Raw genomic sequence first — 26,829 nt, 5'->3', positions numbered from 1 at the left:
TCACGCGGGCGGGGTGCGGGTGTTGATCACGCGGGCTGGGAGTGGAAGCGGCGACGGTATTCGGCGGGCGCCGTACCGAGCGCCTTGACGAAGGCGCGGCGCATGGCCTCCGGGGTGCCGTAGCCGCTGGCGCGGGAGATTCCGGCGACGCCGTCGGTGGTGTCCTCCAGGAGCCGGCGTGCCTGTTCGAGGCGTACGCGCTCGACGTACCGGCCCGGTGTCAGACCGGTCTCGGCCTGGAAGGCCCGGGCGAAGTGGCGGGGTGAGAGCCTGGCCCGGGCCGCCAGTGCTTCCACGCAGAGGTCGGCGTCCGGGTGCTCGGTGATCCAGTGCTGAACGGCCCGCAGGGGTTCGCGGACCGCCGTCTGGGCGGTGAGCTGGGCGCTGAACTGGGCCTGGTTCCCCGGGCGCCGCAGGAACACGACGAGGTGGCGGGCCACCGCGAGCGCCACGTCGCGGCCGTGGTCCTCCTCGACGAGGGCCAGGGCGAGGTCGATGCCGGCGGTCACGCCGGCCGAGGTGGCCAGCCTTCCGTCGCGTACGAAGATCGGATCCGGGTCCACCTCGACCGCCGGATGGTGACGGGCGAGCGTCTCGCAGACGGACCAGTGGGTGGTCACGCGGTGGCCGTCGAGCTGCCCCGCCTCCGCGAGCAGCAGGGCCCCGGAGCAGACGGAGACCAACTGCCCGGCGCGCGGGGCGTTCTCGCGCAGCCACTCGACCAGCGCCGGGTCGGGGGTGCGGGTCCCGGACCCGCCGGGGACGAGGAGCATGTCGGGGGTGTCCGCGTCGGAGAGAGCGCCGTCGGGGACCAGGGCGAGGCCGTTGGAGCAGCGGACCGGCGCACCGGTCAGGGAGGCGGTGCGCAGCTCGTAGGAGACACCGGGGGTACGGGATGCCCCGGCGAAGACCTCCATCGGACCGCTCACATCGAGGCTCAGGACGTCCTCGAAGAGGACGACGAGTACGGATCGCTGCTTCATGTCTGCCATCCTGGGCGGCTCGGCTTGATGGCCGCAATGACGAGTTCCCCACCTTTCCTGCCATACCGGGGCCGCGGGCCATGTCACCGCAGCGCCGGGGTTTCGCGGCGTACTGACCAGTCGGTAACGTGCGGGCATGACTACTCTTCCCCCGCGCGCCGGGCGTCGCTGCCACAACTCGGTCAACCCCCTGCACTCCTGCGTCTACTTCTCCCCCGACCTGGGTGAGGAGTTCGGCAAGCTCGGCATCGACGACGCGCGGGCGGCCTACTTCGCCGCCCGCGGTGCGGCGCTGGGCGCCGTCGGGGCCGGAGCGGTCACCTCGACCTTCTACAACTTCAACCACGAGCTGGTGTCCCGCCATCTGCCCGCCGTGTGGTCCGTCGCCTCGCCCCAGGCGGCGCTCGACGCGCGGCTGCGCGCCGCCGACTCGACACTGCGCCGGCTTCTGGGCGAGGAGGCCGTCGCCTCCGCCGAGATGGCGGAGGCCGCCGGGCTGGCCCTGCGCGCCGCGGAGGCCTGCACCCGCCATGCCCGGCCGCTGTACGCCGCGCACGCCGATCTGCCGGTGCCGGACGAGCCGCACCTGGCGTTCTGGCACGCGGCGACGCTGCTGCGCGAGCACCGGGGCGACGCCCACCTCGCCGCCCTGCTCGCGGCCGGCCTCGACCCGGTCGAGGCCCTGGTCAGCCACACCGCGACCGGCAAGGGCATGGCGCCCCGCTGGATCCTCGGCACCCGCGGCTGGCGGCGCGCCGACTGGGACGCGGCGGTGGAGCGGCTGCGCGGGCGCGGCCTGCTGAACGACGCCGGCGAGCTGACGGACGCGGGCACCGCCCTCAGGGCGGATCTGGAGGAGGCCACTGACCGGATGGACGCCGCGCCGTACGAGCACCTGGGCGCGGAGGGCGTGGAGCGGCTGACCGAGCTGGGGCGCGGATACCTGTTCGCCGCGGCAGCCGCCGGAGCGTTCCCGGACGACCTCGTGGGAAAGGGCTGAGCCCTCCACGTTTAGGGGCCGTCGTCGGGGTCAGGCGCACAGCACACAGACACCCCGACGAAGGAGTAGATCATGCGCACGATCGCAGACGTCTTCCGCACCATCGGCTCCGCCGTGGGCACCGTGGTGACACTCCCCTTCCGGCTGGTGGCCAAGGTCTTCGGCGGCGCGTCGCGCGGCGGCCGGACCCGGCGCGCCTGAGCGGGCGGTCCGCGGCACCGCCCGACGAGGTCACGCGACACGGCACCCGGCCACCCGGCACAATGCAGGCGAAGGTGACCACACCGGCTGTGGACCACTCCGTGGCACACAGCCAGCACAGCCAGTACGAGAAGGCGAGTCGGGAAAACCGTGACGACGTCCATCGAAGGCAGGATCGCCGAGGAACTCGGCGTACGTGAGCGTCAGGTGAAGGCGGCCGTCGAGCTGCTCGACGGCGGGTCGACCGTGCCGTTCATCGCGCGCTACCGCAAGGAAGCGACCGAGATGCTCGACGACGCGCAGCTGCGCACGCTCGAGGAACGACTGCGGTATCTGCGGGAATTGGAGGACCGTCGTGCGGCGGTCCTCGATTCCGTTCGTGAGCAGGGCAAGCTCGACGCCGCCCTGGAGGCGCAGATCCGCGCGGCCGACACCAAGGCGCGGCTGGAGGACATCTATCTGCCCTTCAAGCCGAAACGCCGTACGAAGGCGCAGATCGCGCGCGAAGCGGGTCTGGAGCCGCTGGCGGACGGTCTGCTCGGTGATCCGTCGAAGGACCCGCTCGCCGCGGCCGCCGCGTTCGTCGACGCGGACAAGGGTGTGGCGGACCCGGCGGCGGCCCTGGACGGGGCCCGCTCCATCCTCACCGAGCGGTTCTCGGAGGACGCGGACCTGACCGGTGAGCTGCGCGAGCGCATGTGGTCGCGCGGCCGGCTGGCCGCGAAGGTCCGCGACGGCAAGGAGGAGGCCGGCGCGAAGTTCGCCGACTACTTCGACTTCGCGGAGCCGTTCACCGCACTGCCCTCGCACCGGGTTCTGGCGATGCTCCGGGGCGAGAAGGAGGACGTGCTCGACCTGGTCCTCGAACCCGAGGAGCCCGCGGGCGCCGAGCAGCCGGGCCCGTCGACGTACGAGAACATGATCGCCCGCCGTTTCGGTGTCGCCGACCGCGGCAGGCCCGGTGACAAGTGGCTGGGCGACACGGTGCGCTGGGCCTGGCGGACGCGGATCCTCGTCCATCTCGGGATCGACCTGCGGCTGCGGCTGCGTACGGGGGCGGAGGACGAGGCGGTACGCGTGTTCGCGTCGAACCTGCGCGATCTTCTGCTCGCGGCACCGGCCGGCACCCGGTCGACGCTGGGGCTCGACCCCGGTTTCCGCACGGGCGTGAAGGTCGCCGTGGTGGACGCCACGGGCAAGGTCGTGGCGACGGACGTCATCCACCCGCACGTTCCGGCGAACAAGTGGGACCAGTCGCTGGCCACGCTCGGGCGGCTGGCGAAGGAGCACGACGTCGATCTGATCGCGATCGGCAACGGCACGGCGTCCCGCGAGACCGACAAGCTCGCCGGTGAACTGTGCGACAAGCACCCGGAGCTGAAGCTCACCAAGGTGATGGTGTCCGAGGCGGGCGCGTCCGTGTACTCGGCGTCGGCCTTCGCTTCGCAGGAACTCCCGGACATGGACGTGTCCTTGCGCGGCGCGGTCTCGATCGCGCGACGCCTGCAGGACCCGCTCGCCGAGCTCGTGAAGATCGATCCGAAGTCGATCGGCGTCGGCCAGTACCAGCACGACCTGTCGGAGGTGAAGCTGTCGCGGTCGCTCGACGCGGTGGTCGAGGACTGTGTGAACGGTGTCGGTGTCGACGTCAACACCGCGTCGGCACCGCTGCTGTCGCGGGTGTCGGGCATCGGCTCCGGGCTCGCCGAGAACATCGTGGCGCACCGGGACACCAACGGCCCGTTCCGGTCCCGCCGGGCGCTGAAGGATGTGGCACGGCTGGGCCCCAAGGCGTACGAGCAGTGCGCGGGCTTCCTCCGGATCCGGGGCGACGACCCCCTGGACGCGTCGAGCGTGCACCCGGAGGCCTACCCCGTGGTGCGGACGATGGCGAAGACGACGGGCGGGGACGTCGCCTCGCTCATCGGCAACACGGGTGTCCTGCGCTCGTTGCGGGCCGACGACTTCGTCGACGAGAAGTTCGGCCTGCCGACGGTCACGGACATCCTCAGGGAACTGGAGAAACCGGGCCGCGACCCGCGCCCCGCCTTCAAGACGGCCACGTTCAAGGAGGGCGTCGAGAAGATCGGCGACCTGGCCTCCGGCATGGTGCTCGAGGGCGTCGTCACGAACGTCGCGGCCTTCGGCGCGTTCGTGGACATCGGCGTCCACCAGGACGGCCTGGTGCACGTGTCGGCGATGTCGCGCACGTTCGTCAAGGACCCGAGGGATGTCGTCAAGCCGGGCGACATCGTGAAGGTGAAGGTCATGGAGGTCGACATCCCGCGCAAGCGGATCTCGCTGACGCTGCGGCTGGACGACGAGGCCTCGGATGCGCAGGGCGGCGGGCAGGGCTCGCGGCGCGAGAGGAACGGGCAGGGCGGCGACGGCGAGCGGCCGCCGCGCCAGCGGCAGGGCGGCGGCCAAGGGCAGAGGCAGGGCGGCAGCCAAGGGCAGCGGCAGGGGCAGGGCGGCCGTCAGGGCGGTGGAGGCCAGGGCCGCGACCGGCGTGGCGAGGGCCAGGGCGCTGCCCCGCGTCCGGCCGTCGCACCGGCCAACAGCGCGATGGCCGACGCGTTGCGGCGTGCGGGGCTGACGGGTCCCGACCGGGGCGGCCGCAAGCGCTGAGGCGACGGAGCGGGCGGACAGGAGCTCTTCCTGTCCGCCCGTTTCCTTTGCCCTCGGCCAAGGGCCGCCCGGCTGCGGGGAACAAGACTGTTACATCGAACGGGTGTTGCCCGAAGCATTGACATGTCCAGAACCCACCGCCACGCTGATTGCCAACCCGGAATGCAACCGGTTGCATTCCGGTGCAGCATGAGCCGCACACCGGACGAGCGAGACACCCGAGCCCACCGCCTCGCACCCCCACCGGCTTCGCCCGCAGAGAGGTCTACTCATGTCCGGCACACCACGCTCGCCCACCGACTCCGGCCCTACCCCCCTCACCCACCGCCGGCCCCGCACGCCCCGGACCCTCTCCACCGCCGAGTCCTCCATGAGGTCCGACGGGGGAGCCGGCAAGGTCGAGCCGACCCCCTGACGGCTGCTCACTTGTGCAACCGGTTGCATAAATGCGAGGACCGCCACCCCCTGAACCGCACGGGCCGGACCGCGCGGACTAGGCTGACGGCCCTGGGGAGAAGTGTCGGCCGGCACGCGGCGGGGAACAGAGCGGGCGGCGGCGCAGGGCGGGCAAGGGGAATACCGTGGCCATGACCATCCGTGACGTCGCCCAGGCAGCGGGGGTTCATGTCTCGACCGTCTCCCGGGCCTTCTCGGCCTCCCACCTGGTCAAGCGGGAGACCCGGGACCGGGTGCTCGCCATCGCCGCGGAACTGGGCTATCAGCCCAACGAGACCGCACGCGCCCTGACCACGGGGCGCACCCGGAATCTGGGACTGATCGTCTCCGATATCGCCAACCCCTTCTACCCGCCGCTCATCAAGGCCGCCCAGGCGTACGCCAGGGTCCGCGGCTACCAGGTCTTCGTGGCCGACACCGACGAGGACGTGGCTGCCGAGGAGGAGCTGATCCAGACCCTGGCCCGCCAGGTGGACGGAGTGGTCCTGGTCAGCCCCAGGCTGGCCAATGACGTCATCGGCCGACTGAGCGGGGAGCTGCCGTTCGTGCTGGTCAACCGGTCCGTGGCCGGGCTGTCCGCCGTACTGATGGACGTGGCGCACGGCGCGACGCTCGCGGTGGAACACCTGGCCGGGCTGGGCCACGAGCACCTTGCTCTGGTCGGCGGCCCCCGTGGCTCGTGGACCAGCGCGCAGATGCGCAGGGCCGCCGGCCGGGCGGCCGCGGACCAGGGGGTCAGGCTGGACGTGCTCGGCCCCAACCGGCCGACGCAGCACGGCGGTATCGCGGCGACGCCCGCCCTCCTGAGGACGGGAGCCACCGGGGTGATCGCCTACAACGACCTGGTCGCCATCGGGCTCATCGAAGGGTTCGACGACCGGAACGTACGGGTGCCGGAGGACATCAGCGTGATCGGCGTGGACGACACCGTCGCCGGCCGGCTGAACCGCCCCCGGCTCACCACGGTCGCCATGCCCACGGCCGCGGCGGGGCGCACGGCGGTCGATCTGCTCATCCAGACCGTGGAGACGTCGGGCGGCGGTCCGGCCACGGCACAGACCACCCTGGCGACCTCCCTGGTCGTCCGGGACTCCACAGCCGCCCCGGCGCACCCTGCCGACTGATCCTCCGTACCAACTTCTTGACCGCTCCCAGTGGGTGACGTACCGTCACTGCAATTCACATACACGAACCTGATTCATGTACTGGATTCTCTACTGGAATCGGGAACGGCCTTCACCACCGCACCACACCACCGACAGGTGCCTGCGGACAATGCCGCAGGCGGTGAAAGGAATACCTAGTGCGCACAAAGAATCAGCACGTCAGGAGACGTGGAGGCCGCGCGGCCGCCTCACTCGTCGCCATCGTCTCCGTGATCGCCGCAGGCCTCACCGCGCTGTTCGCGACCGGCTCGGCAACGGCCGCACCGGCAACCGGCTCGTACACACTGAAGAACGCGGCCAGCGGACTGTGTCTGGGCGTGCCCGGATCGAGCACCGCCGCCGGCGTGCAGCTCGCACAGAGCGCCTGCAACGCGGCCACCAGCCAGACCTGGAAGCTGACGGCTTCCGGAAGCGGCTACACGCTGGCCGCGGCACACAGTTCCCGGTGCGCCGGGGTGAAGGATGCCTCCACCAGCGCCGGCAAGGCGGTGGAGCAGCAGGCCTGCAGCGGAGCGGCGACCCAGGTCTGGACGCTGACGGCGGTCAGCGGCAGCACCTACCGGGTGGTCAACGGCAACGGCGGCAAGTGCCTGAACGTGAAGGACAGCTCCACGGCGTCCGGCGCTCTGGTCCAGCAGAACTCCTGCGACTCGGTGACCAGCAAGAACTGGACCTTCACCGCCTCGGGCACGGTTCCCACGGACCCGCCCACCGACCCGACCGACCCGCCCACCGACCCGACCGACCCGGACTCGCCGCCGTCGTGGCCGACGGCCAACGGCAGCCAGGCCGTCTCCGCGACCATCGAGGTCTCGGGCACGTACGACGGTGGTCTGAAGCGTCTCTACGGCACCGGCGACCTGGGCAGCGGCGGCCAGGACGAGGACCAGCCCCCGATGATCAAGCTGGCGGACGGCGCCACCCTGCAGAACGTCATCCTCGGCGCCCCGGCCGCGGACGGTGTGCACTGCGCGGGCACCTGCACCCTCAAGAACGTCTGGTGGGAGGACGTGGGCGAGGACGCGGCGACCTTCCGCGGCGGTTCCTCCTCGACGGTCCGTACGATCGACGGCGGCGGCGCGAAGCTGGCGGAGGACAAGGTCTTCCAGCACAACGGCGTCGGCACGCTGGTCGTCAAGAACTTCCAGGTCGACGACTTCGGCAAGCTGGTCCGCTCCTGCGGGAACTGCTCCACGCAGAACGCCCGGCACATCCAGCTCCAGAACATCTGGGCGACGGCTCCGGGCACCAGCCTGGTCGGCATCAACACCAACTACGGTGACACGGCACGGATCTCGGGCGTTACGATCTACGACGACGGCGACCGTGACATGAAGATCTGCACCAAGTACAAGGGAACCACCAGCGGCGAGCCGAGCGAGATCGGCTCGGGAGCGGATGGCACGAACTGCATCTACTCCTCGTCCGAGATCACTTACGTCGACTGAGGCGGCCCGTTCCGGGCCGACCGACGCCGCCCCTCCACAGGGCACATGACGGACCCGCTCTTCCCGGCAGCGACCGGGAGGGGCGGGTCCCTCACTGTCAGCTGATCTCGACGACCTTGCCGTCGGCGACCTGGACCCGTCGGGTCGTGTGGACGGCTTCGAGCATCCGACGGTCATGCGTGACCAGGAGCAACGTCCCGGTGTACGCGTCGAGCGCCGACTCCAGCTGCTCGATCGCGGGCAGGTCGAGGTGATTCGTCGGCTCGTCCAGGACCAGCAGGTTGACACCCCTGCCCTGGAGGAGGGCGAGAGCGGCCCGGGTGCGTTCGCCCGGGGAGAGCGTCGTGGCCGGCCGCAGCACATGGTCGGCGCGCAGGCCGAACTTGGCGAGCAGCGTACGGACCTCGGCCGGCTCCGTCTCGGGGACGGCAGCGCAGAAGGCGTCCAGCAGGCTCTCCGTACCGTGGAACAGCTTGCGCGCCTGGTCGACCTCGCCCACCACGACTCCCGAACCGAGGGACGCGTGGCCGGACCCGAGCGGTAGCCGGCCGAGCAGTGCGGCGAGCAGCGTCGACTTGCCCGCCCCGTTGGCCCCGGTGATGGCGACCCGGTCCGCCCAGTCGATCTGCAGGGTGGCCGGACCGAAGGAGAAGTCGCCGAGGACGGCCGTGGCGTCGCGGAGGGTGGCCACCACGGAGCCTGAGCGCGGGGCGGAGGCGATCTCCATCCGCAGCTCCCACTCCTTGCGCGGCTCGTCGACGACGTCGAGACGCTCGATCATGCGCTGCGTCTGGCGGGCCTTCGCCGCCTGCTTCTCGCTGGCCTCACTGCGGAACTTGCGGCCGATCTTGTCGTTGTCGGTGGCCTTGCGGCGGGCGTTCTTGACGCCCTTGTCCATCCAGCCGCGCTGCATCTGTGCGCGGCCTTCGAGCGCGGAGCGCTTGTCCGCGTACTCCTCGAACTCCTCACGGGCGTGGGAACGGGCCCGCTCACGCTCCTCCAGGTAGGAGGCGTAGCCGCCGCCGTAGAGGTTGATCTCCTGCTGGGCCAGGTCGAGCTCGAGGACCTTGGTCACCGTACGCATCAGGAACTCGCGGTCGTGGCTGACGACGACGGTGCCCGCGCGCAGGCCGGACACGAAGCGCTCGAGCCGCTCCAGGCCGTCGAGGTCCAGGTCGTTGGTGGGCTCGTCGAGCAGGAAGACGTCGTAGCGCGACAGGAGCAGCGAGGCCAGTCCCGCGCGGGCCGCCTGCCCGCCGGAGAGCGCCGTCATCGGAAGGTCGAGACCGATCCGCAGGCCGAGGTCGGCCGCCACCTCCTCCGCCCGTTCGTCGAGGTCGGCGCCGCCGAGGGCGAGCCAGCGCTCGAGGGTTTCGGAGTACGCGTCGTCCGCGCCGGGCGCACCGTCGACGAGGGCCTGGGTCGCGGCGTCCATCGCGGTCTGCGCTTCGGCGACCCCGGTGCGGCGGGCGAGGAACTCCCGCACGGACTCGCCCGCGCGACGCTCGGGCTCCTGCGGGAGGTGTCCGACGGTGGCGGTGGGCGGGGAGAGGCGCAGGTCGCCCTCCTCCGGGCGGTCCAGCCCGGCGAGCAGTCGGAGCAGCGACGATTTTCCGGCGCCGTTGGCTCCGACGAGACCGATCACGTCGCCGGGCGCGACGACGAGGTCGAGTCCGGCGAAGAGTGTGCGGTCGCCGTGCCCGGCGGCGAGTTCCTTGGCGACGAGAGTGGCAGTCATCAGGGTGCCGATCCTAACGAACCGCGCCGGGTGCGGTCCCCGGGGACGACGGGCGCGGCTCCCGGTGCGACGGTCGCGACGGCCTCAGGGCCCGACGGTCGCGATCAGCACACTCCCCGCACTGCGCGCCACGAGGGAGGAATGCCCCTTCACCACCCGCGCGTCCAGGGGGATCCGGTGCTCGCCGGCGGCGAGGACCCCGTCGAAGACCTTGTCGGTCCGCGTGCGGTTCAGCAGGTCGAGGCGGTACGCGACCATGCTGACCCGGCAGGTCGAGCTGACCTCGAGGCAGGCCGTGCCGTCCGTGACGGTGAGCCCGAGCAGCCGTCTCCCGGAGGGCGGGGTACGGTCCAGCGCGTTCTCGATCCGGGCGACGAGGAGCGGGATCACGGGGTCGGTGCCGTCCACGTACGCGACGTCGGCGCCCGCCCGGCCGAACGCCTCACGCACCGCGGTGCGCTCCGCGTCGGTGACGGCCCGGCCGAAGGCCACGGCACCGTACCCGCGCAGTTCGTCGGCCGGCACCCCGGCGGCGTCCCGGGTGATGTCGGCGCCGATGCCGATCGTGCGCAGGGCGGCCGCGAGTCTGGCGAGGACCGCGACGCGGGCCCCGATGAGCAGGACCCGACGCCGGGCGGCGGGACCGTCCCGCTGTGCTTCCGTCGTGTCTTCCGCGGGGAGCAGTTGTTCGAGTTCGGTGCGGTACTGCTCGCCGTCGAAGCGGAACGGGCCGATCCCGTGGTAGCCGCCCTGTTCCACGTCGACGGTCCCGTACGTCTGCCAGGCGAAGTCCCGCCACACGACATCGGTGCCGTCCCGTTCGATGACGGCGGTGACCGCCCCGCATTCGAGGCTCTCGCACTCGGGGCAGCCGTAGATCACGTAGCGGCCGTCGGCCAGCGGAGCGTCCGCTTCGAGCAGCAGGCGCCGTACATGCGTGGTGAATATCGCCGGCGGTACGTCGGAGGCGAGCGGCGAGACCGCGTCGAGGTCGGACAGCTGGAACAGCAGCGGTCTGCCGTCGACGATGAAGTCCATGAAATCCCGGTGCACCTGATAGCCACCGTCGGCCAGGACTCCCCCGGCCCGTATCGCCGGCGCGAGGCCGAACGTCGAGTACTGGGCTGACATGACGGGAGTATTCCCACCGCGAGGCCGATGTGAGCACGGCTCGGGGATTCCGTTAGCGTCCGCCCAGGAGCGTGGCCGCCCAGGGCTGCGGGAGTGGCAGAGGTGAGCGGTGTGACGGACGTGATCGTGGTGGGCGGCGGAGTCAGCGGGCTGACCACGGCAGTGGTGCTGGCGGAGCACGGTCACCGGGTACGGCTCTGGTCACGGGACGCGCCCTCAGCCACGACGTCGGCGGTGGCCGGCGCCCTGTGGTGGCCGTACCGGATCGAGCCGGAGGCACGGGTCGGCGACTGGTCCCTGCAGTCGCTGCGGATGTACGAGGAACTGGCCGCGGCACCGGACGAGACCGGTGTACGTCTGGTCCCGGGGGTTCACGGGGGTGAGCGGCTCGCGGCGCTGGGATCCTGGGCACGCAGCCTGAGGAACGTGTCCGAGGTCGGCCAGGGGCTGCGGGTGACCCTGCCCCTCATCGACATGCCGGTCCACCTGGGCTGGTTGCAGCGGCGGCTGGCAGCGGCCGGAGGTGTGACCGAGCGGCGCACGGTGCGTGGCTTCGACGAGGCCGCCGCCGAGGCTCCCGTGGTGGTCAACTGCACCGGCCTGGGCGCCCGCGGCCTGGTCCCGGATCCGGGGATGCGGCCGGTGCGGGGGCAGCTCGTGGTGGTGGAGAACCCGGGCATCGACGAGTGGTACACCCTGGCGGACCCGGCTTCGAGCGCGACGACGTACTTCTTCCCCCAGCCGGGCGGGCTGCTGCTGGGCGGGACCGCCGAGACGGACGACTGGCGCACGGAGCCCGACCTCCGTACGGCCGGGGAGATCGTGGCACGCTGCGCGCGGGTGCGGCCGGAGATCGCCGGGGCCCGGATCACGGGGCACCGGGTCGGATTGCGGCCCGCCCGGGACGGCGGGGTGCGGATCGAGGCCGAGGAACGGCCCGGAGGAGGTCTGCTGGTGCACAACTACGGGCACGGCGGCGCCGGGGTGACGGTGGCGTGGGGCTGCGCGCGGGCTGCGGCCCAGCTGGTGGGCTGAGCCGCAGCGCCGGTCAGGTGGACGGGTCGTCCTTGTGCCGTTCGTCGCTGATGACCTCGGAGCCGGGGCCGATCCGGATCTCGAAGTCTCCGTCGTACTTGGCATGGCCCTCGATCACCGCGGACTCGACGGCTTCCACGCCGAACTCCTGGCGGACGATCTGCGGGTCCTCCCGCAGATCCCGCATCAGGGCCACGCACATGCCGATCATCACGACGGTGAAGGGCGCGGCGACCAGGATGGTCAGATTCTGCAGGCCGGCCAGGGCGTCGCCCTTGCCGTTGCCGATGAGCAGCATGACCGCGGCCACGGCGCCGGTGACGATGCCCCAGAAGATCACGACCCACTTGGCCGGTTCGCGCACGCCCTTCTGGGAGAGCGTGCCCATCACGATCGAGGCCGCGTCCGCGCCGGAGACGAAGAAGATGCCGACCAGGACCATCACCAGGATGCTCATCACGGTGGGGATCGGGAACTCCTGGAGGACGCCGAAGAGCTGCGCCTCCGGAGTGTCCCCGACGCCCTCGAGCCGCCCTGCCTCCTCAAGCCTGATCGCGGAACCGCCGAAGACGGCGAACCAGACCAGGCTGACCGTGCTCGGCACGAGGATGACTCCGCCGACAAACTGACGGATCGTCCGGCCCCGGCTGATCCTCGCGATGAACATGCCGACGAAGGGCGTCCACGAGATCCACCACGCCCAGTAGAAGACGGTCCAGCTCGAGAGCCAGTCGGCCACCTCGCCCTCGCCGGTCGCCTCGGTGCGCCCGGCGAGCTGGGCGAGGTCACCGAAGTACGCGGCGAGGGACGTGGGCAGCAGGTCCAGCACGATGATGGTGGGCCCGGCGATGAAGACGAACACCACCAGGATCAGGGCCAGCACCATGTTGATGTTGGACAGCCACTGGATGCCCTTCTCGACGCCGGACACGGCGGAGGCGACGAAGGCCGCCGTCAGGACGGCGATGATCGCCACCAGGAGACCGGTGCCGGTCTTCTCCATCCAGTTGAGCTCCTGGAAACCACTGCCGATCTGGAGGGTTCCGAGCCCGAGCGAGGCAGCCGAACCGAAGAGCGTCGCGAAGATGGCGAGAATGTCGATGAACCGGCCGCCGCCGCCATGGGCGTGACGGGCCCCGATGAGCGGCTCGAACACCGCGCTGATCGTCTGCCGCCTGCGCCGCCGATAGGTGCTGTACGCGATGGCGAGACCGACCACCGCGTAGATCGCCCAGGGATGCAGTGTCCAGTGGAAGAGGGTCGTGGCCATCGCCGTCTGCATCGCTTCGGCGGCGTCGGCGGGGCGCGTGCCGGGAGGCGGGGTGACGAAGTGGGCCAGTGGCTCACTCACCCCGTAGAACATCAGGCCGATTCCCATGCCGGCGCTGAACATCATCGCGACCCAGGAGACCGTACGGAATTCGGGCTTCTCGCCCTCCTGGCCGAGCGAGATCTTCCCGTACCGGCTGATCGCGAGCCAGAGGGCGAAGACGACGAACCCCGAGGCGGCCAGCATGAAGGCCCAACCACCGTTGTGGATGAGTCCGTTGAGCAGTCTGCTGGAGACATCCTCCAACGAGTCGGTGGCCGTGGAGCCCCAGACCACGAAGGCTACGGTGAGCACCGCCGTGACGCCGAAGACCACCCTGTCGGTCGTGGGGCGCCGGCCGTCGTGCTGCTCAGCGGGAAGATCGGCCGTGACCGGCAGGTACTCCCCCCGCCCATCCGTTCTCTGCTCGTCGTGTGACACAAATGGCACCTTTCACGCAGTGCGAACATTTCGCTCTCCGTAGGCAGTACCACACGCGGCGTGCATCTCTGGGGTCAACAAGCCGTATCGGCTTGTCCCTTTACGAGGTGGTATGTGGCCCGCTCGTCCAGCAGGAGCGGGATCAGTTTGCGGGCCGGCTGGCGCAGCGATACGTACACTCCGTCACGGTCGCGGCGAGACGTCACGCCGTGCAGGGCCAGTTCGTCCCCGACGTCCGCGTACTGGGCCGGGTCGAGCCGGTAGCCGCAGGGCGGGTCCTGGAGGGTCTCCCCCGGTTCCGCCGGATCGTTGTCGGCGCCGCCGAGGAGGACGGGCCCCCGGTCGGCGAGCCCTGCCAGGCGGGCCGCGGAGGTGACCGCGGCGATACGCCCGTGCCGCTCCCCGGCGAAGGAGAACAGGCCACCGAGTGCCGCCTGCTGGGACTCGACCCTGCGCCGCTTGTTGAGCGCCTGGTCGGACCGCTCGGCCTCGGTGAGCGCGTCGGTCCGCGACTCGATGAGCAGGCCGACCGCATGCTTGATGCCCGCGGTGTTGCGCAGGATCCGCTCCTGACCGTCGCCCGCGGTCTGCTTGATCGGGTCTCCCGTGACCGGGTCGGTCCAGATCCCGTAGAGGCCGCTGCTGTAGCCCCCTGCCGCGGCGGCGGGCCTGACGTACCGGTCGGCCAGGCTCCGGGCGGCGTCGTGCACCCCGTCCGCCGTGTTGAGATTGCGCGGCCACAGGACGAAGAGATCCTTGTCGTAGTACGGCGGGGTGGCACCGTACTCGTGCAAGTCATAGATGACATCGGGCCGTTGATCACGGATGACCCGCGCGACTGCCCGCCCCTCGGCCGTCCGCAGGGCGATGTGGTCCCGGTTGACGTCGACGCCGTCGGAGTTGCCGCGGGTGTCCGCCGCGCGTCCGTCGGGATTGGCGGTGGGCAGCACCAGTACACGCGTACGGGACAGGAGTGCTCGGGTCGCCCGGTCCTCGGCCAGGGCGAGATCACGGACGGCCGACAGACAGGCCTCACGGCCGGCCGGTTCGTCGCCGTGCTGGCTGCAGATCAGCAGGACGGTGCCGGACGCCGGGGTGCGCGCTCCGATGTGGACGAGCCGCAGGGAGCGGCCCTGCTTCGTCGTGCCGACCCGTTCGACGAAGGCGCGGTCGCTCGCCCGGTCGACCTCGGCGAGGAAGGACTGCTCCTCCGCCTGCCCGGTCCACCGCTCACCCCTGCTGATCTCGAATCCGGTGCGGGGCACGAGGTGCGATGCCTCGGCCGGCGCCGTGGCGAACGGAACGGCCAGCGCGGCTGCCACCACGACCGACCCGAGGTCGCGCCGCAGCACGCGGCGGTCCCGGGAGCGGTGACGGAGTGCACGAGCGAGTCGGGGGATCACGAGCAACTGCCTCCCGGGTCCGGCAGGGCCGGGCCGCAGCGGACCCGCCCGCGTAGCGGTGTGTGCGGAAGGTACCCCGGTCAACTCCTGCGCAACAGGGGGCGATCACCTGTCCGGCTGAAACAGCCGTGCGGTTAGGGTGGCCGCGTTCATGTTCAGCCCGCCGGTTCCGGCCCCTCCCCCCGCCGGGGCACGCGTGTACGAGGAGCTTGTCTTGCCCGATCCGACCCGCGATCCGCAGCGTGACGCCCGGCCCACCCTGGAGGCCGTGGCGGCCCGGGCCGGTGTGTCCCGGGCGACGGCGTCCCGCGTCGTCAACGGCGGTGCCGGAGTGCGGCAGCCGCTGGTGGACCAGGTGCGCAAGGCGGTGGACGAGCTCGGCTACATCCCGAACCACGCCGCACGCACCCTGGTCACCCGGCGCAACGGTGCGGTCGCCGTGATCATCGACGAACCCGAGGTCCGGATCTTCTCCGACCCGTTCTTCTCCCGCCAGATCCGTGGGATCAGCCGCGAACTGACGGCGCACGACGCCCAGCTGGTGCTGCTCCTGGTGGAAGGCAGCGGGGACTTCGACCGCGTGACCCGCTATCTGGCCGGTGGCCATGTGGACGGCGCACTGGCCTTCTCACTGCACACGGACGACGAGCTGCCGTCGATCATCCGGAGGTTCGGCGTGCCGACGGTCTACGGTGGCCGCCCCGAGCACCCGTCGCCGGGAACGGATGCCGCCGCGCCGCCCGTGCCGTACGTCGACTGCGACAACCGGGGTGGCGCCCGTGAGGCCGTACGCCACCTGGTCTCGCTCGGCCGGCGACGGATCGCACACATCGCCGGACCGCGCGACCAGACCTCCGCGCTCGACCGGATCGACGGCTATCACGATGTCCTGCCCGACGCCGGTCCGGCGCTGGTGGCGGACGGCGACTTCACCGCCGAGGGGGGCGCACGGGCGATGGGGGAACTGCTGGCGGCCTGTCCGGATCTGGACGCCGTCTTCGCCTCCAACGACCTGATGGCTTCGGGGGCCCTGCGGGTGCTCCGCGACCGGGGGATCCGGGTTCCGGAGGACGTGGCACTCGTCGGCTTCGATGACATGGAGTCGGTGGCGGAGACCACCGCACCCGCCCTGACGACGATCCGTCAGGACATCGAAGGGATGGGGCGGTTGATGGTCCGCCTGCTGATGGAACGGCTGAACAGCGGTACGGGCGAGTGGCCCGCGTCCGTGATCACCCCGACCGAACTGATCCGTCGCGCCTCGGCCTGAGACCCCTGCCCCCGCGCTCCGCGTGCCAGGCGGCCCGCGCGGTCCGGGCGCGCGGCAGATAGCGCAGCCGCTCGGGAAGCAGGGGCACCACCAGCCGGATCACGGCGCCCAGCCGCCGGAGGTGCCGCTCCTGGGCGGGGGTCCAGTCGAGTCCGATCGCCTCGCGGGCGTCCGGCGGCATGAGCCCCACGGTGATGAAGCTGCGGAACCGGGCGAGCGGCGGGAGCAGGACCGGCCACGCCGCCGCCAGCAGCAGCCGCACGGCCCACGGACCGCGGTCGGGCGGCGGTACCGGGCTGTCGACGGCGACCAGCTCCCGCACGACGGTGGTCGCCTCGATCTCGTCGGCCAGCATCGTGCGGTAGTACGGCCAGAACTCCTCGATCGTCTGCGGCATGTCCCGGTCGTGGATGCCGAGGATCCGGCCGACCTGGAGCCACTCGCGGTACAGCGCCCGCTCCTGCGCCTCGGTGAGCGGGCGGACCAGATAGCGCGCGGCGTGCTGGTAGACGGGGAAGCCGGTGGCATGCACCCATGCGTAGTTCGCGGGCGCGAGCGCGTGGTAGCGGCGGCCGCGGGTGTCGGTGCCCTGGATGGTGCGGTGCAGCTTCCTGAGCCTGCGCCCCTCCTCGGCCGCCTCCTCACCCCCGTACACCCAGAGCTGGAGCGAGCGCAGGGACCGCTCGCCGCGCCCCCACGGGTCCGTACGGAAGACCGAGTGCTCGTCGACCCCCGCCCCGACCGCGGGGTGGGCGACCTGGAGGGTCAGGGCGGCGGGCAGCATCAGCAGCCCGCGGATGTCGCCGGCGAGGCTCCACAGGACGCCGCCCGGCGGGGGCGGGGCGGGGTCTCCTGCGCTGGTCATGCGGGGTCTCCCTGGGGATGGCGGGTGCTCGGACCGGTGCCCGGGCCGTGTGTGTTCCAGTATGCGATCGCGGGCGCCCCGGCGAGCCGGAGGGCGGCAGGGAGGGGTGCCGGGGGGTGACGAGCCGGACACGCTGCGCCGCCTCGATGACGTCCCCGAAGGAGCGCCGCGGGGCGTCGCCGCGAAGGGGATCCGGCTGCGGAGGTCCCTCGGCACCGTTGCGCATGCCCGTGCGGTGCCCCTTCCTCGAATCCGTGTCAGCAGTGTTGACGCACCCCATGAAACAAGTCAATAGTATTTGTAACTTTGACTCTCGGAGCGAAAGGCCCATCAAATGACCCTCCCAGTCGGCGATTTGAGGCACACAGCCGAGTCCGTCGAGGTGGGTCGCAGCAGCCTCGTCGATGCAGGTGACGTCCACTGCGGGGGCCTCACCGCGGGCTCCCGCACCTGAACCGGCTCCACCCACAGAGGAGGTTGCCCGCCATGGGCCGCTACAGCCGACTGCGCGAGATCCGCCGGATGGATCCCGCCCGCGACTGCGCCGAAATACTCCGGCTGATGTCGCAGTACGAATTCCCGTGGGACTACCGGCAGGGCATCAGCGTCGCCTTCCTGCGCGACTACGGCGTCCCGAGAATCTCCCTCCTGCTCGACCGCACCCAGGAGTTCGAGCGCAACGGCCAGAAACGCTACGACGACACCGTCCTGTTCGGCTACGAGATGGCGGCCGAAGGCTTCGACTCCGAGCGCGCCCGCGCCGCCGCCCGGCACCTCAACCGCATTCACGGCAGGTACCGCATCCCGAACGAGGACTACCTCTATGTACTGGCCACGACCGTCGTCGGTCCCAAACGCTGGATCGACCGCTTCGGGTGGCGCCCCCTGTGCGCACAGGAGGCGGGGGCGCTGGCGGAAGTGGGACGGCGGATGGCCGTCATGATGGGCATCGAGGGCGCTCCCGACACGTACGAAGGGTTCGAGGACCTGCTCGACTCCTACGAGGACCGGATGTTCGCGTACGACCCGGCGAACCGCCGGGTCGCCAACGCCACCTTCCGGGTCATGGCCGCCTGGTACCCGGGCCCGCTGCGCCCCCTGGTGGCCAGGCTCTCGCTCGCCCTGCTGGACGAGCCTCTGCTGCGGGCGCTCGGATTCCCGGTCCAGCCCCGGTGGTTACGGGCGACGGCCACGCGAATGGTGCGTATCCGGTCGCGCGGGGTACGGCTGCTGCCCGCCCGGCCGCGCCGGCTTCCTTCCCGGCCCAGACCACGCAGTTACCCATTCGGATACCAGCTCGACGACCTCGGCCCGCACTGGGCACAGAGCCGCCCGCTGGAACCCCTGCCCATGGAGAAGACATGACGACCCCGACGGACCCTCACGCCCACGGCATCGAGGACATCCGCGCCACGGTGGCACAGGCCAGGAGCGCCGGCCGGAGCTGGTCCGCGCTCGGACCCCGGGGGCGGCGCGCGGCGCTGCTGCACTGGAAGCGGGCACTCGCCCGGCGCACCGACGAGTTCGCCGGACTGATCACCTCCGAGACCGGCAAGCCGCTGCACGACGCCCGCGCCGAGGTGCTCCTGACACTGGTCCACCTGAACTGGGCGGCGCGCAACGCCCACCGGGTGCTGGGCCGGCGCCGGGTGCCGTCCGGTGTGCTGTCGGTCCATCAGCGGGCACTTCTGGCCTACCGCCCGCTCGGGGTGATCGGGGTGATCGGGCCGTGGAACTACCCGCTCTACACGCCGATGGGTTCGATCGGCTACGCCCTCGCGGCGGCCAACGCCGTGGTCTTCAAACCGTCCGAACTGACGCCCGGGACAGGGATTCTGCTGGCCCGGAGTTTCGGGGAGGCCGTCCCGGACCACGCGGACCTGCTGCGGACCGTCACCGGGCCGGCTTCCACCGGGGCCGCCCTGGCCGGCGCGGACGGCCCGGCCGGTGTGGACAAGATCGCCTTCACGGGTTCGCCCGGCACCGCCCGCAAGGTCGCGGCGGCCTGCGCGGCCACGCTCACACCGCTGCTTGCCGAGTGCGGGGGCAAGGACGCGGTCCTGGTCGCGGCGGACGCCGATCTGGACGCGGCAGCCGACGCGATCGTCTGGGGCGCGATGGGCAACGCCGGCCAGACCTGCGCGGGCGTGGAGCGGGTGTACGCGGTGGCGTCCGTGCACGAGGAACTGTGCGCGCGCATCGTACGCCGGGCGCGGGCGCTGGCTCCCGGCGAGGCGTACGGCCCGCTCACCCTGCCCTCCCAGCTCGGCGTGGTGGAACGCCATGTGAAGCAGGCGCTGGTGGACGGGGGCCGGGCCGTGCTCGGCGGCCCCGGCACTCCGTCGACGCGGACCGTGGGCCCGGTGGTGCTGACCGGCGTACCGGAGGATTCCCCGGCCGTGACCGAGGAGACCTTCGGCCCGGTCGTCGTGGTGAATCCGGTGCGCGACATGGACGAGGCCGTCGAGCGGGCCAACGCATCGGCGTACTCGCTGGGCGCCGCCGTCTTCACCCGCTCCCGGGCGGCGGGGCTCGCGGTGGCCGGACGCCTCGACTCCGGTGCGGTGTCGGTCAACTCGGTGCTGGGCTTCGCCGCGATCCCCGCACTGCCGTTCGGCGGTGCGGGTGAGTCGGGCTACGGACGGATCCATGGCGAGGAGGGGCTGCGGGCCTTCGCGGCGCCGCACTCGGTCACCGTACGGCGATTCGCACCGGCGGTGGACCTCACGTCGTTCGCGACGCCCCGGGCGAAGGCCGCCCGGGCGGTCGAGCTCGGCAGGAGGCTGCACGCACGGTTCTGAGGCCGGTCACGCGGTGCTGAGCAGCGGCACCAGATAGCGGCGGGCGAAGGCACGCACCTGTTCGTCGTCGTCGAGCTCGAAGCAGCTGACCGGATTGAGGAGGAAGGAGACGGTGACCCGCACCATGAGTTCGGCGACCGGTGTGGGGTCCGTCTCCGGCCGTCCTTCCGCGCGCTGGGCATGGCGCAGCCGGTCGGCGAGATATTCGCGCATCGCGAGGAAGGCCGGCCCGCTCTCCAGGGTGAGGAAGGGCAGCATGATCTCCGGCTCCAGCTTCAGCAGCCCGCCGACCAGCGGGTGTTCACGAATGTGCTGGAGGACGGCGGCGAAGCCGGCGACCAGCCGGTCCTCCATGGTGGGCAGGGCGGCCACGGCGTCGTCGACGTCCATGACGAAGCGTCGGTACTCGCGCAGCAGGCAGGCCGAGACCAGGCTGTCCTTGTTGCCGATCCTGCGGTACACCGTCACCCGCGAGACCTTGGCCCGCTTGGCCACGTCGTCGACGGTCGAGCGGCGCAGCCCGAAGGTCATGAACTGCTCGCGTGCCGCGTCGAGGATCTGTTCGCTCAGCGCGTCCGACGGCGGCGACTCGATCAGCGCGCGGGCCAGCAGTGCCTCGTTGGTACTCCGTGCCGTCATGGGCCCTCCCCGTTCCGCCGTGACCACTCAACCACAACGGCGACGGAACACAGATACCCAGAACGTCACTCTGTAACTTTCTCCCCTTCAGGAGGTACTCCGTGTCCATCGCCCCTGACAGTCCACCCGCGGCACTCAGTTCCCGCCCTCCTCGTACAGTGCGTCGAGCATGTCGCCGTACTGCTCGCGGATCACCCGGCGGCGCAGCTTCAGCGAGGGGGTCAGCTCGCCGGTCTCCGGGCTCCACTCCTGCGACAGCAGCCGGTAGCGCTTGACCTGTTCGGTGCGGTTCAACCGTGCGTTGGCGGCCTCGACGGCCCGCGCGACCTCCTCGCGCACGGCGGGGTGGTCGACGTACGCGGCCGGACTCACGTCGATACCGCGGGCCGCCGCCCAGGCCGGTGCCATCTCCGGGTCGAGGACGAGCAGGGCCACCAGGTAGGAGCGTCCGTCGCCGTGGACGAGGGCCTGTCCGATCAGCGGGTGTTCCTTGAGCATGTTCTCGACGAGTGCCGGGGAGACGTTCTTACCCGTCGAGGTGATGATCATCTCCTTCTTGCGGTCGGTGAGCCACAGGTAGCCGTCGTCGTCGATCCGGCCGATGTCCCCGGTGGGGAACCATCCGTCGGCGTCCAGCACCCCGTCCACCGTGCCGTCCTCGCGCAGATAGCCCGCGAAGACGGTCCCGCCCCGGACCAGGATTTCGCCGTCGTCCGCGATCCGGAGTTCGAGCCCCTCCAGCGGCCGGCCCACCGACCCGAGCCGGAAAGCCGACGGGCTGTTGGTGGTGAACACCCCGACGGTCTCGGTGAGCCCCCAGGCGTCCATGACGACGATGCCGAAGCCCGCCCAGAACCGGACCACCTCCAGCGGCATCGGCGCGGAGGCGCTGGCCGTCCAGACCAGCCGGTCGAAGCCCGCGAGGGCGAGGATCGGGTCCAGGACCTCCGTCTTGGCCAGCCGGTACGCGGCGTCAAGCCCGGCGGGCGGCTCCTCGCCCCGTTCCCGGTACGAGACGTGTTCACGCGCCGTCGCCCCCGCTTCCTCGATCACCGCCCGCCGTTCCGCGGGCAGTCCGGCCAGGGCGGCCCGTACGCTCGCGGCAAGCTTCTCCCACACCCTCGGGACGCCGAAGAACTGGGCCGGACGCAGGGTGCCGGCGGTGGCGGCCACCGCTGCCGCGTCCGCGCACAGATGGACGTGGGAGGCCCGGAAGACCGGCAGGTAGATGCCGAGCATCCGCTCGGCGATATGGGCGAACGGGAGGTAGCAGATGTGCTCGACATGGTCGGGGAGCTCCACCACCCGCTCCAGGGCCAGCGCGTTGGCCACGACGCTGCGATGCGTGATCGGGACGGCCTTGGGGTCGCCGGTGGTGCCCGAGGTGTAGACGACCGTCAGGGCATCGTCCGCGCGGGACTCCCGCCAGGCCTTCTCGAAGGCGTCGGCCGTGTGGAGCCGCGCTCCGGTGGTGCGCAGGGACGTGTACGCCAGGTGCGTCCCGGCCCCGTCCGGCTCCACCACGACCAGCTCCTCCAGCGGCGCCGCCGGGTCCGCCAGCAGGGGCTCCCAGCGCTCCCGTTCCCGTGCGCCCTCGATGACCGCGAACCGGGCCCGGCTGTGCCGGGCGATGTGCGCGATCTGTTCGGGTGCGGCGGTGCCGTACACCGTCACGGGGACGGCTCCGAGGTGGGTGAGGGCCAGGTCGCTCAGCCAGTGTTCGGGCCGGTTGCCCATCATCATGAGGACCTGCTCGCCGCGCTCCACTCCGAGGGCGGCGTAACCGGCGGCGAGCACCGCGGTCTCCCGGCGCACTTCCTGCCAGGTGAGGGTGGTCCATCCGGCGTCGTCGCCCGCGGCGCGCCAGGACAGGGCGGGGAGCCCGCCGTGGTCCTCGGCGTTGCGCAGCAGCAGGGCCGGGAGGGTGAGTTGATCGGCTTCGGTGGGAAGTCGCAGGATCGTGGTCACGGCCGCCTCCTGTCGCCATCGGCCGGACCGCACGGTCCGTACCGGAGGGTGGGACTGTGCTTCGATGGTGCCGGACACTTTCACAACAGTGGTGAGACAGCAATACTGTTGCACCTGATTGGTGCGCAGGCACCGCAGCCCAGCGGCCGGCGACGAGGAGCAGACATGGCGACCGGGACCGACGAGCCGACGCTCACCGTCGACGAACTGGCTGCACGCGCGGGAGTCACCGTGCGCACCGTGCGCTTCTACAGCACCCGGGGGCTGCTGCCGCCCCCGGAGATCGGGCCGCGGCGGGTCGGTCACTACGGGCCCGGCCATCTCTCGCGGCTCGCCCTGATCGAGGAACTCCAGCACCAGGGCATGACACTCGCCGCGATCGAGCGGTACCTGGAGCAGTTGCCGCCGGATCTGAGCGCGCACGACCTGGCCATCCACCGGGCCCTGGTGGCCTCCTGGGCCCCGGACTCCGCGGAGGACATGCCGAGGGCGGAGCTGGAGCGGCGCGCCGGCCGGGCTCTCAGCGGCTCCGACGTGGACCGGCTGTCGGCGATGGGGGTGCTCGAGCGCCCCGGCGGTCCCGACGACGACACCTGCCGGGTGGATGTCGGGCTGCTGCGGCTCGGGGTGGAGCTGCTGGACGTGCCGATCGCGCACGAGACGATCCTGGCCGCACGCACGGTCCTGCTGGAGCACACCCGGTCGGCCGCCCATGAGCTGACGCGGCTGTTCCGGGACGAGGTGTGGAATCCGTACCGGGAGCGGGAGCAGGACCCGGAACACCTGAAGGCGATGAAGTCGCTGTCCGCCCACATGCAGCCGATGGTGCTGCAGGCACTGGTGACGGCGTTCCAGCGGTCGTTGAAGGAGGAGCTGCGGGCCGCGTTCACCACGGAGTGAACACGGCCCGTGCCGGGAGTCAGTCGTGGAAGGTCTCGCCCTGCTCCGCCTTCTCCAGGAGCAGCGCGGGCGGCAGGAAGCGGTCGCCGTAGCGCTCGGCAAGCTGCCGGGCGCGCGCCACGAAGCCGGGCAGGCCGCCCTCGTACCCGTTGACGTACTGGAGCACGCCGCCGGTCCAGGCCGGGAAGCCGATGCCCATGATGGAGCCGATGTTGGCGTCGGCGACGGTGATCAGGACGTTCTCCTCCAGGCAGCGGACACTGTCCAGAGCCTCGGAGAACAGCATCCGCTCCTGCATGTCGGCGAACGGGACGTCCGTGTCCGGCTTCACGAAGTGCTCGCGCAGACCGGGCCACAGGCGCGCGCGCCTGCCCTCCTCGTCGTACTCGTAGAAGCCCGCGCCGCCGCTGCGTCCCGGGCGCTCGAACTCGTCGACCATCCGGTCGATGACCGCGTCCGCCGGATGCGGGGCCCAGGTGCCGCCCGCCTCCTCGACCGCACGCCGGGTCTCGTTGCGGATCTTGCGGGGCAGCGTGAGCGTCAGCTCGTCCATCAGCGAGAGGACCTTGGCCGGGTAGCCGGCCTGGGCCGCCGCCTGCTCGACGGACGCGGGCTCGACGCCCTCGCCGACCATCGCGACGCCCTCGTTGATGAAGTGGCCGATGACGCGCGAGGTGAAGAAGCCGCGCGAGTCGTTGACGACGATCGGTGTCTTCTTGATCCGGCGCACCAGGTCGAAGGCACGGGCCAGTGCCTCGTCCCCGGTCCTCTCGCCCTTGATGATCTCGACGAGCGGCATCTTGTCGACGGGTGAGAAGAAGTGCAGACCGATGAAGTCGACCGGCCGGCTGACGCCTTCGGCGAGCACGGTGATGGGCAGGGTCGATGTGTTGGAGCAGAGGAGCGCGTCGGGCTCGACGATCTCCTGGATCTCCTGGAACACCTTGTGCTTGAGCGCGGTGTCCTCGAAGACGGCCTCGATCACGGCGTCGCAGCCCGCGAGGTCGGCGGGGTCACCGGTCGGGGTGATGCGGGCCAGCAGCTCGTCGCGCTTCGCCTCGGTCGTACGGCCCCGGGAGAGCGCCTTGGCGAGCAGCTTCTCGCTGTACGCCTTGCCCTTGGCGGCGGCCTCGGTGGAGACGTCCTTGAGGACGACGTCGATGCCCGCGCGGGCGCAGGAGTACGCGATGCCCGCGCCCATCATCCCTGCGCCGAGGACGGCGACCTTGCGGACCGGGCGCTCCTCGATGCCCTTGGGGCGGCTGGCACCGGAGTTGACGGCCTGGAGGTCGAAGAAGAACGCCTGGATCATGTTCTTCGAGACCTGGCCGGTGACCAGTTCGGTGAAGTAGCGGGCCTCGATGGTCAGCGCGGTCTCGAAGTCGACCTGCGAACCCTCGACCGCCGCGGCCAGGATGTTGCGGGGTGCGGGCATGGGGGCGCCCGCGAGCTGCTTCTTCAGGTTGGCCGGGAACGCGGGCAGGTTGGCCGCGAACTTCGGGTTGGACGGAGTGCCGCCAGGGATCCGGTAGCCCTTGACGTCCCAGGGCTGCTGCGACTCGGGGTGGGCGTCGAGGAAGGCGCGGGCCTTGTCGAGCATCTCCTCGGGTGTGGCGGCGACCTCGTGGATCAGGCCGTTCTCCAGGGCCCGCTGCGGGGTGTACTGGGTGCCCTGGAGGAGGACCTTGAGCAGCGCGTCGGCGATGCCCATCAGGCGTACGGTGCGGGTGACACCGCCGCCCGCGGGCAGCAGGCCGAGGGTGACCTCGGGCAGGCCGATCCGGGAGCCGGGGGCGTCCAGGGCGATGCGGTGGTGGGCGGAGAGTGCGATCTCGTAACCGCCTCCGAGCGCCGCACCGTTGATCGCGGCGACGACCGGCTTGCCGAGGGTCTCGATGCGGCGCAGCGCCCTCTTGATCGCGGTGCCCGCGTCGAACGCGTCCTGCGCGTTCTCAGGTCCGATCCTGATCATGTCCTTGAGGTCGCCGCCCGCGAAGAAGGTCTTCTTGGCGGAGGCGTAGATGATGCCGCGGATGGAGTCCTTCTCGGCCTCGGCCCGGTCGGCGATGGCCTCGATGGAGTCCCTGAAGGCCCGGTTCATCGTGTTGGCCGACTGGTTGGGGTCGTCGAGTACGAGGGTGACGACGCCGGTCTCGTCCTGTTCCCAGCGGATGGTCGTGCTCTCGGTCATGTGTGTTCTTCTCCGTAAGCAGGGGTGGCCGGGGGACGGTCAGAGACGCTCGATGACGGTGGCGACACCCATGCCGCCGCCGACGCAGAGGGTGACGAGGCCGTAGCGCTTGTCACGCCGCTCCAGTTCGTCGATGAGCGTGCCCAGGATCATCGCGCCGGTCGCGCCGAGCGGGTGGCCGAGTGCGATGGCGCCACCGTTGACGTTGACCTTGTCGAGGGAGAGGCCCATGTCCCGCACGAAGCGCAGGACGACGCCGGCGAACGCCTCGTTGATCTCGACGAGGTCGATGTCGTCGATGGTGAGCCCGGCCTTGGCCAGTGCCTTGCGGGTGGCCGGTGCGGGTCCGGTCAGCATGATGGTGGGCTCGGATCCGGAGACGGCCGCGGAGACGATCCGGGCACGCGGGGTGAGGCCGTAGCGTTCACCGACCTCCTTCGAGCCGATGGCGACGAGGGCGGCGCCGTCCACGATGCCGGAGGAGTTGCCCGCGTGGTGGACGTGGTCGATCTTCTCGACCCAGTGGTACTTCTGGAGGGCGACGGCGTCGAAGCCGCCCATCTCGCCGATCGCGGCGAAGGACGGCTTCAGGGAGGCGAGCGAGTCGGCGGTGGTGCCGGGCCGCATGTGCTCGTCGTGGTCGAGGACGAGGAGGCCGTTGCGGTCCCTGACGGGGACGACGGAGCGGGCGAAGCGCTCGTCCTTCCAGGCCGCGGCGGCGCGCTCCTGGGACAGTGCGGCGTACTCGTCGACGTCCCGGCGGGAGAAGCCCTCGATGGTGGCGATGAGGTCGGCGCCGATGCCCTGCGGGGCGAAGCCGGTCTCGAAGCTGGTCATGGGGTCCATGGCCCAGGCACCGCCGTCGGATCCCATCGGCACGCGGGACATCGACTCGACGCCACCGGCCAGGACGAGGTCCTCCCAGCCCGAACGGACCTTCGCGGCGGCAAGGTTGACGGCTTCCAGGCCCGAGGCGCAGAAGCGGTTCTCCTGGACGCCCGCGACGGAGTCCGGGAGCCCGGCCGCGATCGCGGCGATACGGGCGATGTCGGAGCCCTGGTCGCCGAGCGGGCTGACGACGCCGAGGACGATGTCGTCGATGGCCGCGGGGTCGAGGTCCGGGAAGCGGGCCCGGATCTCGTGGATGAGGCCGACGACGAGGTCGATCGGCTTGGTTCCGTGCAGGGCGCCATTGGCCTTGCCGCGACCGCGCGGGGTGCGGATCGCGTCGTAGACGAACGCTTCGGTACTCAAGA

The 26,829-nt window shown here is 71.2% G+C and carries 20 protein-coding genes; 10 read left to right on the top strand and 10 right to left on the bottom strand.

The window, feature by feature from the left end; genetic code table 11:
- Positions 1–26 precede the first annotated feature (26 nt).
- Positions 27–983: a GlxA family transcriptional regulator gene (locus ABZS61_RS12445; protein WP_356418369.1), complete on the bottom strand. Its 957-nt coding sequence runs from the start codon at positions 981–983 to the stop codon at positions 27–29.
- A gap of 136 nt (positions 984–1,119) precedes the next feature.
- On the opposite strand from ABZS61_RS12445, the gene ABZS61_RS12440 reads away from it, so the two are divergent.
- The 5 genes from ABZS61_RS12440 (at position 1,120) to ABZS61_RS12420 (ending at position 7,882) form a co-directional block, all read left to right on the top strand.
- Entirely contained in the window at positions 1,120–1,983 is an 864-nt protein-coding gene (locus ABZS61_RS12440) for a hypothetical protein (RefSeq protein ID WP_356418367.1), read from the top strand.
- A gap of 69 nt (positions 1,984–2,052) precedes the next feature.
- The gene (locus ABZS61_RS12435) at positions 2,053–2,184 is read left to right on the top strand and encodes an LPFR motif small protein (protein WP_356418472.1); all 132 of its coding nucleotides are present in this window, start codon (positions 2,053–2,055) and stop codon (positions 2,182–2,184) included.
- A 150-nt stretch (positions 2,185–2,334) separates the two neighbouring features.
- On the top strand, positions 2,335–4,812 hold the full coding sequence (locus ABZS61_RS12430; RefSeq protein WP_356418365.1) for a Tex family protein: 2,478 nt from the start codon (positions 2,335–2,337) through the stop codon (positions 4,810–4,812).
- A 587-nt stretch (positions 4,813–5,399) separates the two neighbouring features.
- Positions 5,400–6,392 carry a LacI family DNA-binding transcriptional regulator gene (locus tag ABZS61_RS12425; RefSeq protein WP_356418363.1) on the top strand — a complete coding sequence of 331 codons (993 nt, stop codon included), beginning with the start codon at positions 5,400–5,402 and terminating at the stop codon, positions 6,390–6,392.
- A 179-nt stretch (positions 6,393–6,571) separates the two neighbouring features.
- A complete protein-coding gene (locus ABZS61_RS12420) occupies positions 6,572–7,882 on the top strand; it encodes a pectate lyase (RefSeq protein WP_356418361.1) in 1,311 nt (436 codons plus the stop codon).
- A 97-nt stretch (positions 7,883–7,979) separates the two neighbouring features.
- Here the strand turns inward: ABZS61_RS12420 and ABZS61_RS12415 are convergent, their stop codons facing one another.
- Both ABZS61_RS12415 and ABZS61_RS12410 read right to left on the bottom strand, forming a co-directional pair.
- Positions 7,980–9,620, bottom strand: coding sequence for an ABC-F family ATP-binding cassette domain-containing protein (locus tag ABZS61_RS12415; protein ID WP_356418359.1), 1,641 nt, complete (start codon positions 9,618–9,620; stop codon positions 7,980–7,982).
- A gap of 84 nt (positions 9,621–9,704) precedes the next feature.
- Positions 9,705–10,751 carry an oxidoreductase gene (locus ABZS61_RS12410; RefSeq protein WP_356418357.1) on the bottom strand — a complete coding sequence of 349 codons (1,047 nt, stop codon included), beginning with the start codon at positions 10,749–10,751 and terminating at the stop codon, positions 9,705–9,707.
- Between the two features lie 102 nt (positions 10,752–10,853).
- Here ABZS61_RS12410 and ABZS61_RS12405 point away from each other — a divergent pair, with 102 nt between their 5' ends.
- Positions 10,854–11,786: an FAD-dependent oxidoreductase gene (locus tag ABZS61_RS12405; RefSeq protein ID WP_356418355.1), complete on the top strand. Its 933-nt coding sequence runs from the start codon at positions 10,854–10,856 to the stop codon at positions 11,784–11,786.
- A 13-nt stretch (positions 11,787–11,799) separates the two neighbouring features.
- On the opposite strand, the gene ABZS61_RS12400 is transcribed toward ABZS61_RS12405, so the two are convergent.
- Both ABZS61_RS12400 and ABZS61_RS12395 read right to left on the bottom strand, forming a co-directional pair.
- Complete coding sequence (locus tag ABZS61_RS12400) at positions 11,800–13,536, bottom strand: BCCT family transporter (RefSeq protein WP_356418353.1); 1,737 nt, start codon at positions 13,534–13,536, stop codon at positions 11,800–11,802.
- A 74-nt stretch (positions 13,537–13,610) separates the two neighbouring features.
- A complete protein-coding gene (locus ABZS61_RS12395) occupies positions 13,611–14,888 on the bottom strand; it encodes a M14 family metallocarboxypeptidase (protein WP_356418351.1) in 1,278 nt (425 codons plus the stop codon).
- Between the two features lie 265 nt (positions 14,889–15,153).
- On the opposite strand from ABZS61_RS12395, the gene ABZS61_RS12390 reads away from it, so the two are divergent.
- On the top strand, positions 15,154–16,209 hold the full coding sequence (locus tag ABZS61_RS12390; RefSeq protein ID WP_356418349.1) for a LacI family DNA-binding transcriptional regulator: 1,056 nt from the start codon (positions 15,154–15,156) through the stop codon (positions 16,207–16,209).
- Here the strand turns inward: ABZS61_RS12390 and ABZS61_RS12385 are convergent.
- Complete coding sequence (locus tag ABZS61_RS12385) at positions 16,172–17,074, bottom strand: oxygenase MpaB family protein (RefSeq protein WP_356418347.1); 903 nt, start codon at positions 17,072–17,074, stop codon at positions 16,172–16,174. The two genes, ABZS61_RS12390 and ABZS61_RS12385, sit on opposite strands and share 38 nt — an antisense overlap.
- A gap of 486 nt (positions 17,075–17,560) precedes the next feature.
- On the opposite strand from ABZS61_RS12385, the gene ABZS61_RS12380 reads away from it, so the two are divergent.
- Together ABZS61_RS12380 and ABZS61_RS12375 are read left to right on the top strand one after the other, a co-directional pair.
- A complete protein-coding gene (locus ABZS61_RS12380; protein WP_356418345.1) occupies positions 17,561–18,439 on the top strand; it encodes an oxygenase MpaB family protein in 879 nt (292 codons plus the stop codon).
- Entirely contained in the window at positions 18,436–19,875 is a 1,440-nt protein-coding gene (locus ABZS61_RS12375; protein ID WP_356418343.1) for an aldehyde dehydrogenase family protein, read from the top strand. Before ABZS61_RS12380 ends, ABZS61_RS12375 begins: the two co-directional genes overlap by 4 nt.
- 6 nt (positions 19,876–19,881) lie before the next feature.
- Here the strand turns inward: ABZS61_RS12375 and ABZS61_RS12370 are convergent, their stop codons facing one another.
- Together ABZS61_RS12370 and ABZS61_RS12365 are read right to left on the bottom strand one after the other, a co-directional pair.
- Positions 19,882–20,514, bottom strand: a complete 633-nt coding sequence (locus tag ABZS61_RS12370) for a TetR family transcriptional regulator (protein ID WP_356418340.1) — start codon at positions 20,512–20,514, stop codon at positions 19,882–19,884.
- 135 nt (positions 20,515–20,649) lie between these two features.
- Positions 20,650–22,482: a long-chain fatty acid--CoA ligase gene (locus ABZS61_RS12365; protein WP_356418338.1), complete on the bottom strand. Its 1,833-nt coding sequence runs from the start codon at positions 22,480–22,482 to the stop codon at positions 20,650–20,652.
- A 165-nt stretch (positions 22,483–22,647) separates the two neighbouring features.
- Between ABZS61_RS12365 and ABZS61_RS12360 the strand changes: the two genes are divergently transcribed.
- Positions 22,648–23,382, top strand: coding sequence for a MerR family transcriptional regulator (locus ABZS61_RS12360; RefSeq protein WP_356418336.1), 735 nt, complete (start codon positions 22,648–22,650; stop codon positions 23,380–23,382).
- 19 nt (positions 23,383–23,401) lie between these two features.
- On the opposite strand, the gene ABZS61_RS12355 is transcribed toward ABZS61_RS12360, so the two are convergent.
- Both ABZS61_RS12355 and ABZS61_RS12350 read right to left on the bottom strand, forming a co-directional pair.
- On the bottom strand, positions 23,402–25,573 hold the full coding sequence (locus ABZS61_RS12355) for a 3-hydroxyacyl-CoA dehydrogenase NAD-binding domain-containing protein (protein WP_356418334.1): 2,172 nt from the start codon (positions 25,571–25,573) through the stop codon (positions 23,402–23,404).
- Between the two features lie 39 nt (positions 25,574–25,612).
- The gene (locus tag ABZS61_RS12350) at positions 25,613–26,827 is read right to left on the bottom strand and encodes an acetyl-CoA C-acetyltransferase (protein WP_351169796.1); all 1,215 of its coding nucleotides are present in this window, start codon (positions 26,825–26,827) and stop codon (positions 25,613–25,615) included.
- Between the last annotated feature and the right edge of the window lie 2 nt (positions 26,828–26,829).

This window comes from Streptomyces sp. NPDC005566, from assembly GCF_040605575.1.
In the GTDB taxonomy this organism is placed as follows: Bacteria; Actinomycetota; Actinomycetes; order Streptomycetales; family Streptomycetaceae; genus Streptomyces.
Note: the sequence above shows the minus strand (reverse complement) of the source record. Positions and strands in the feature narration are given on the sequence as shown.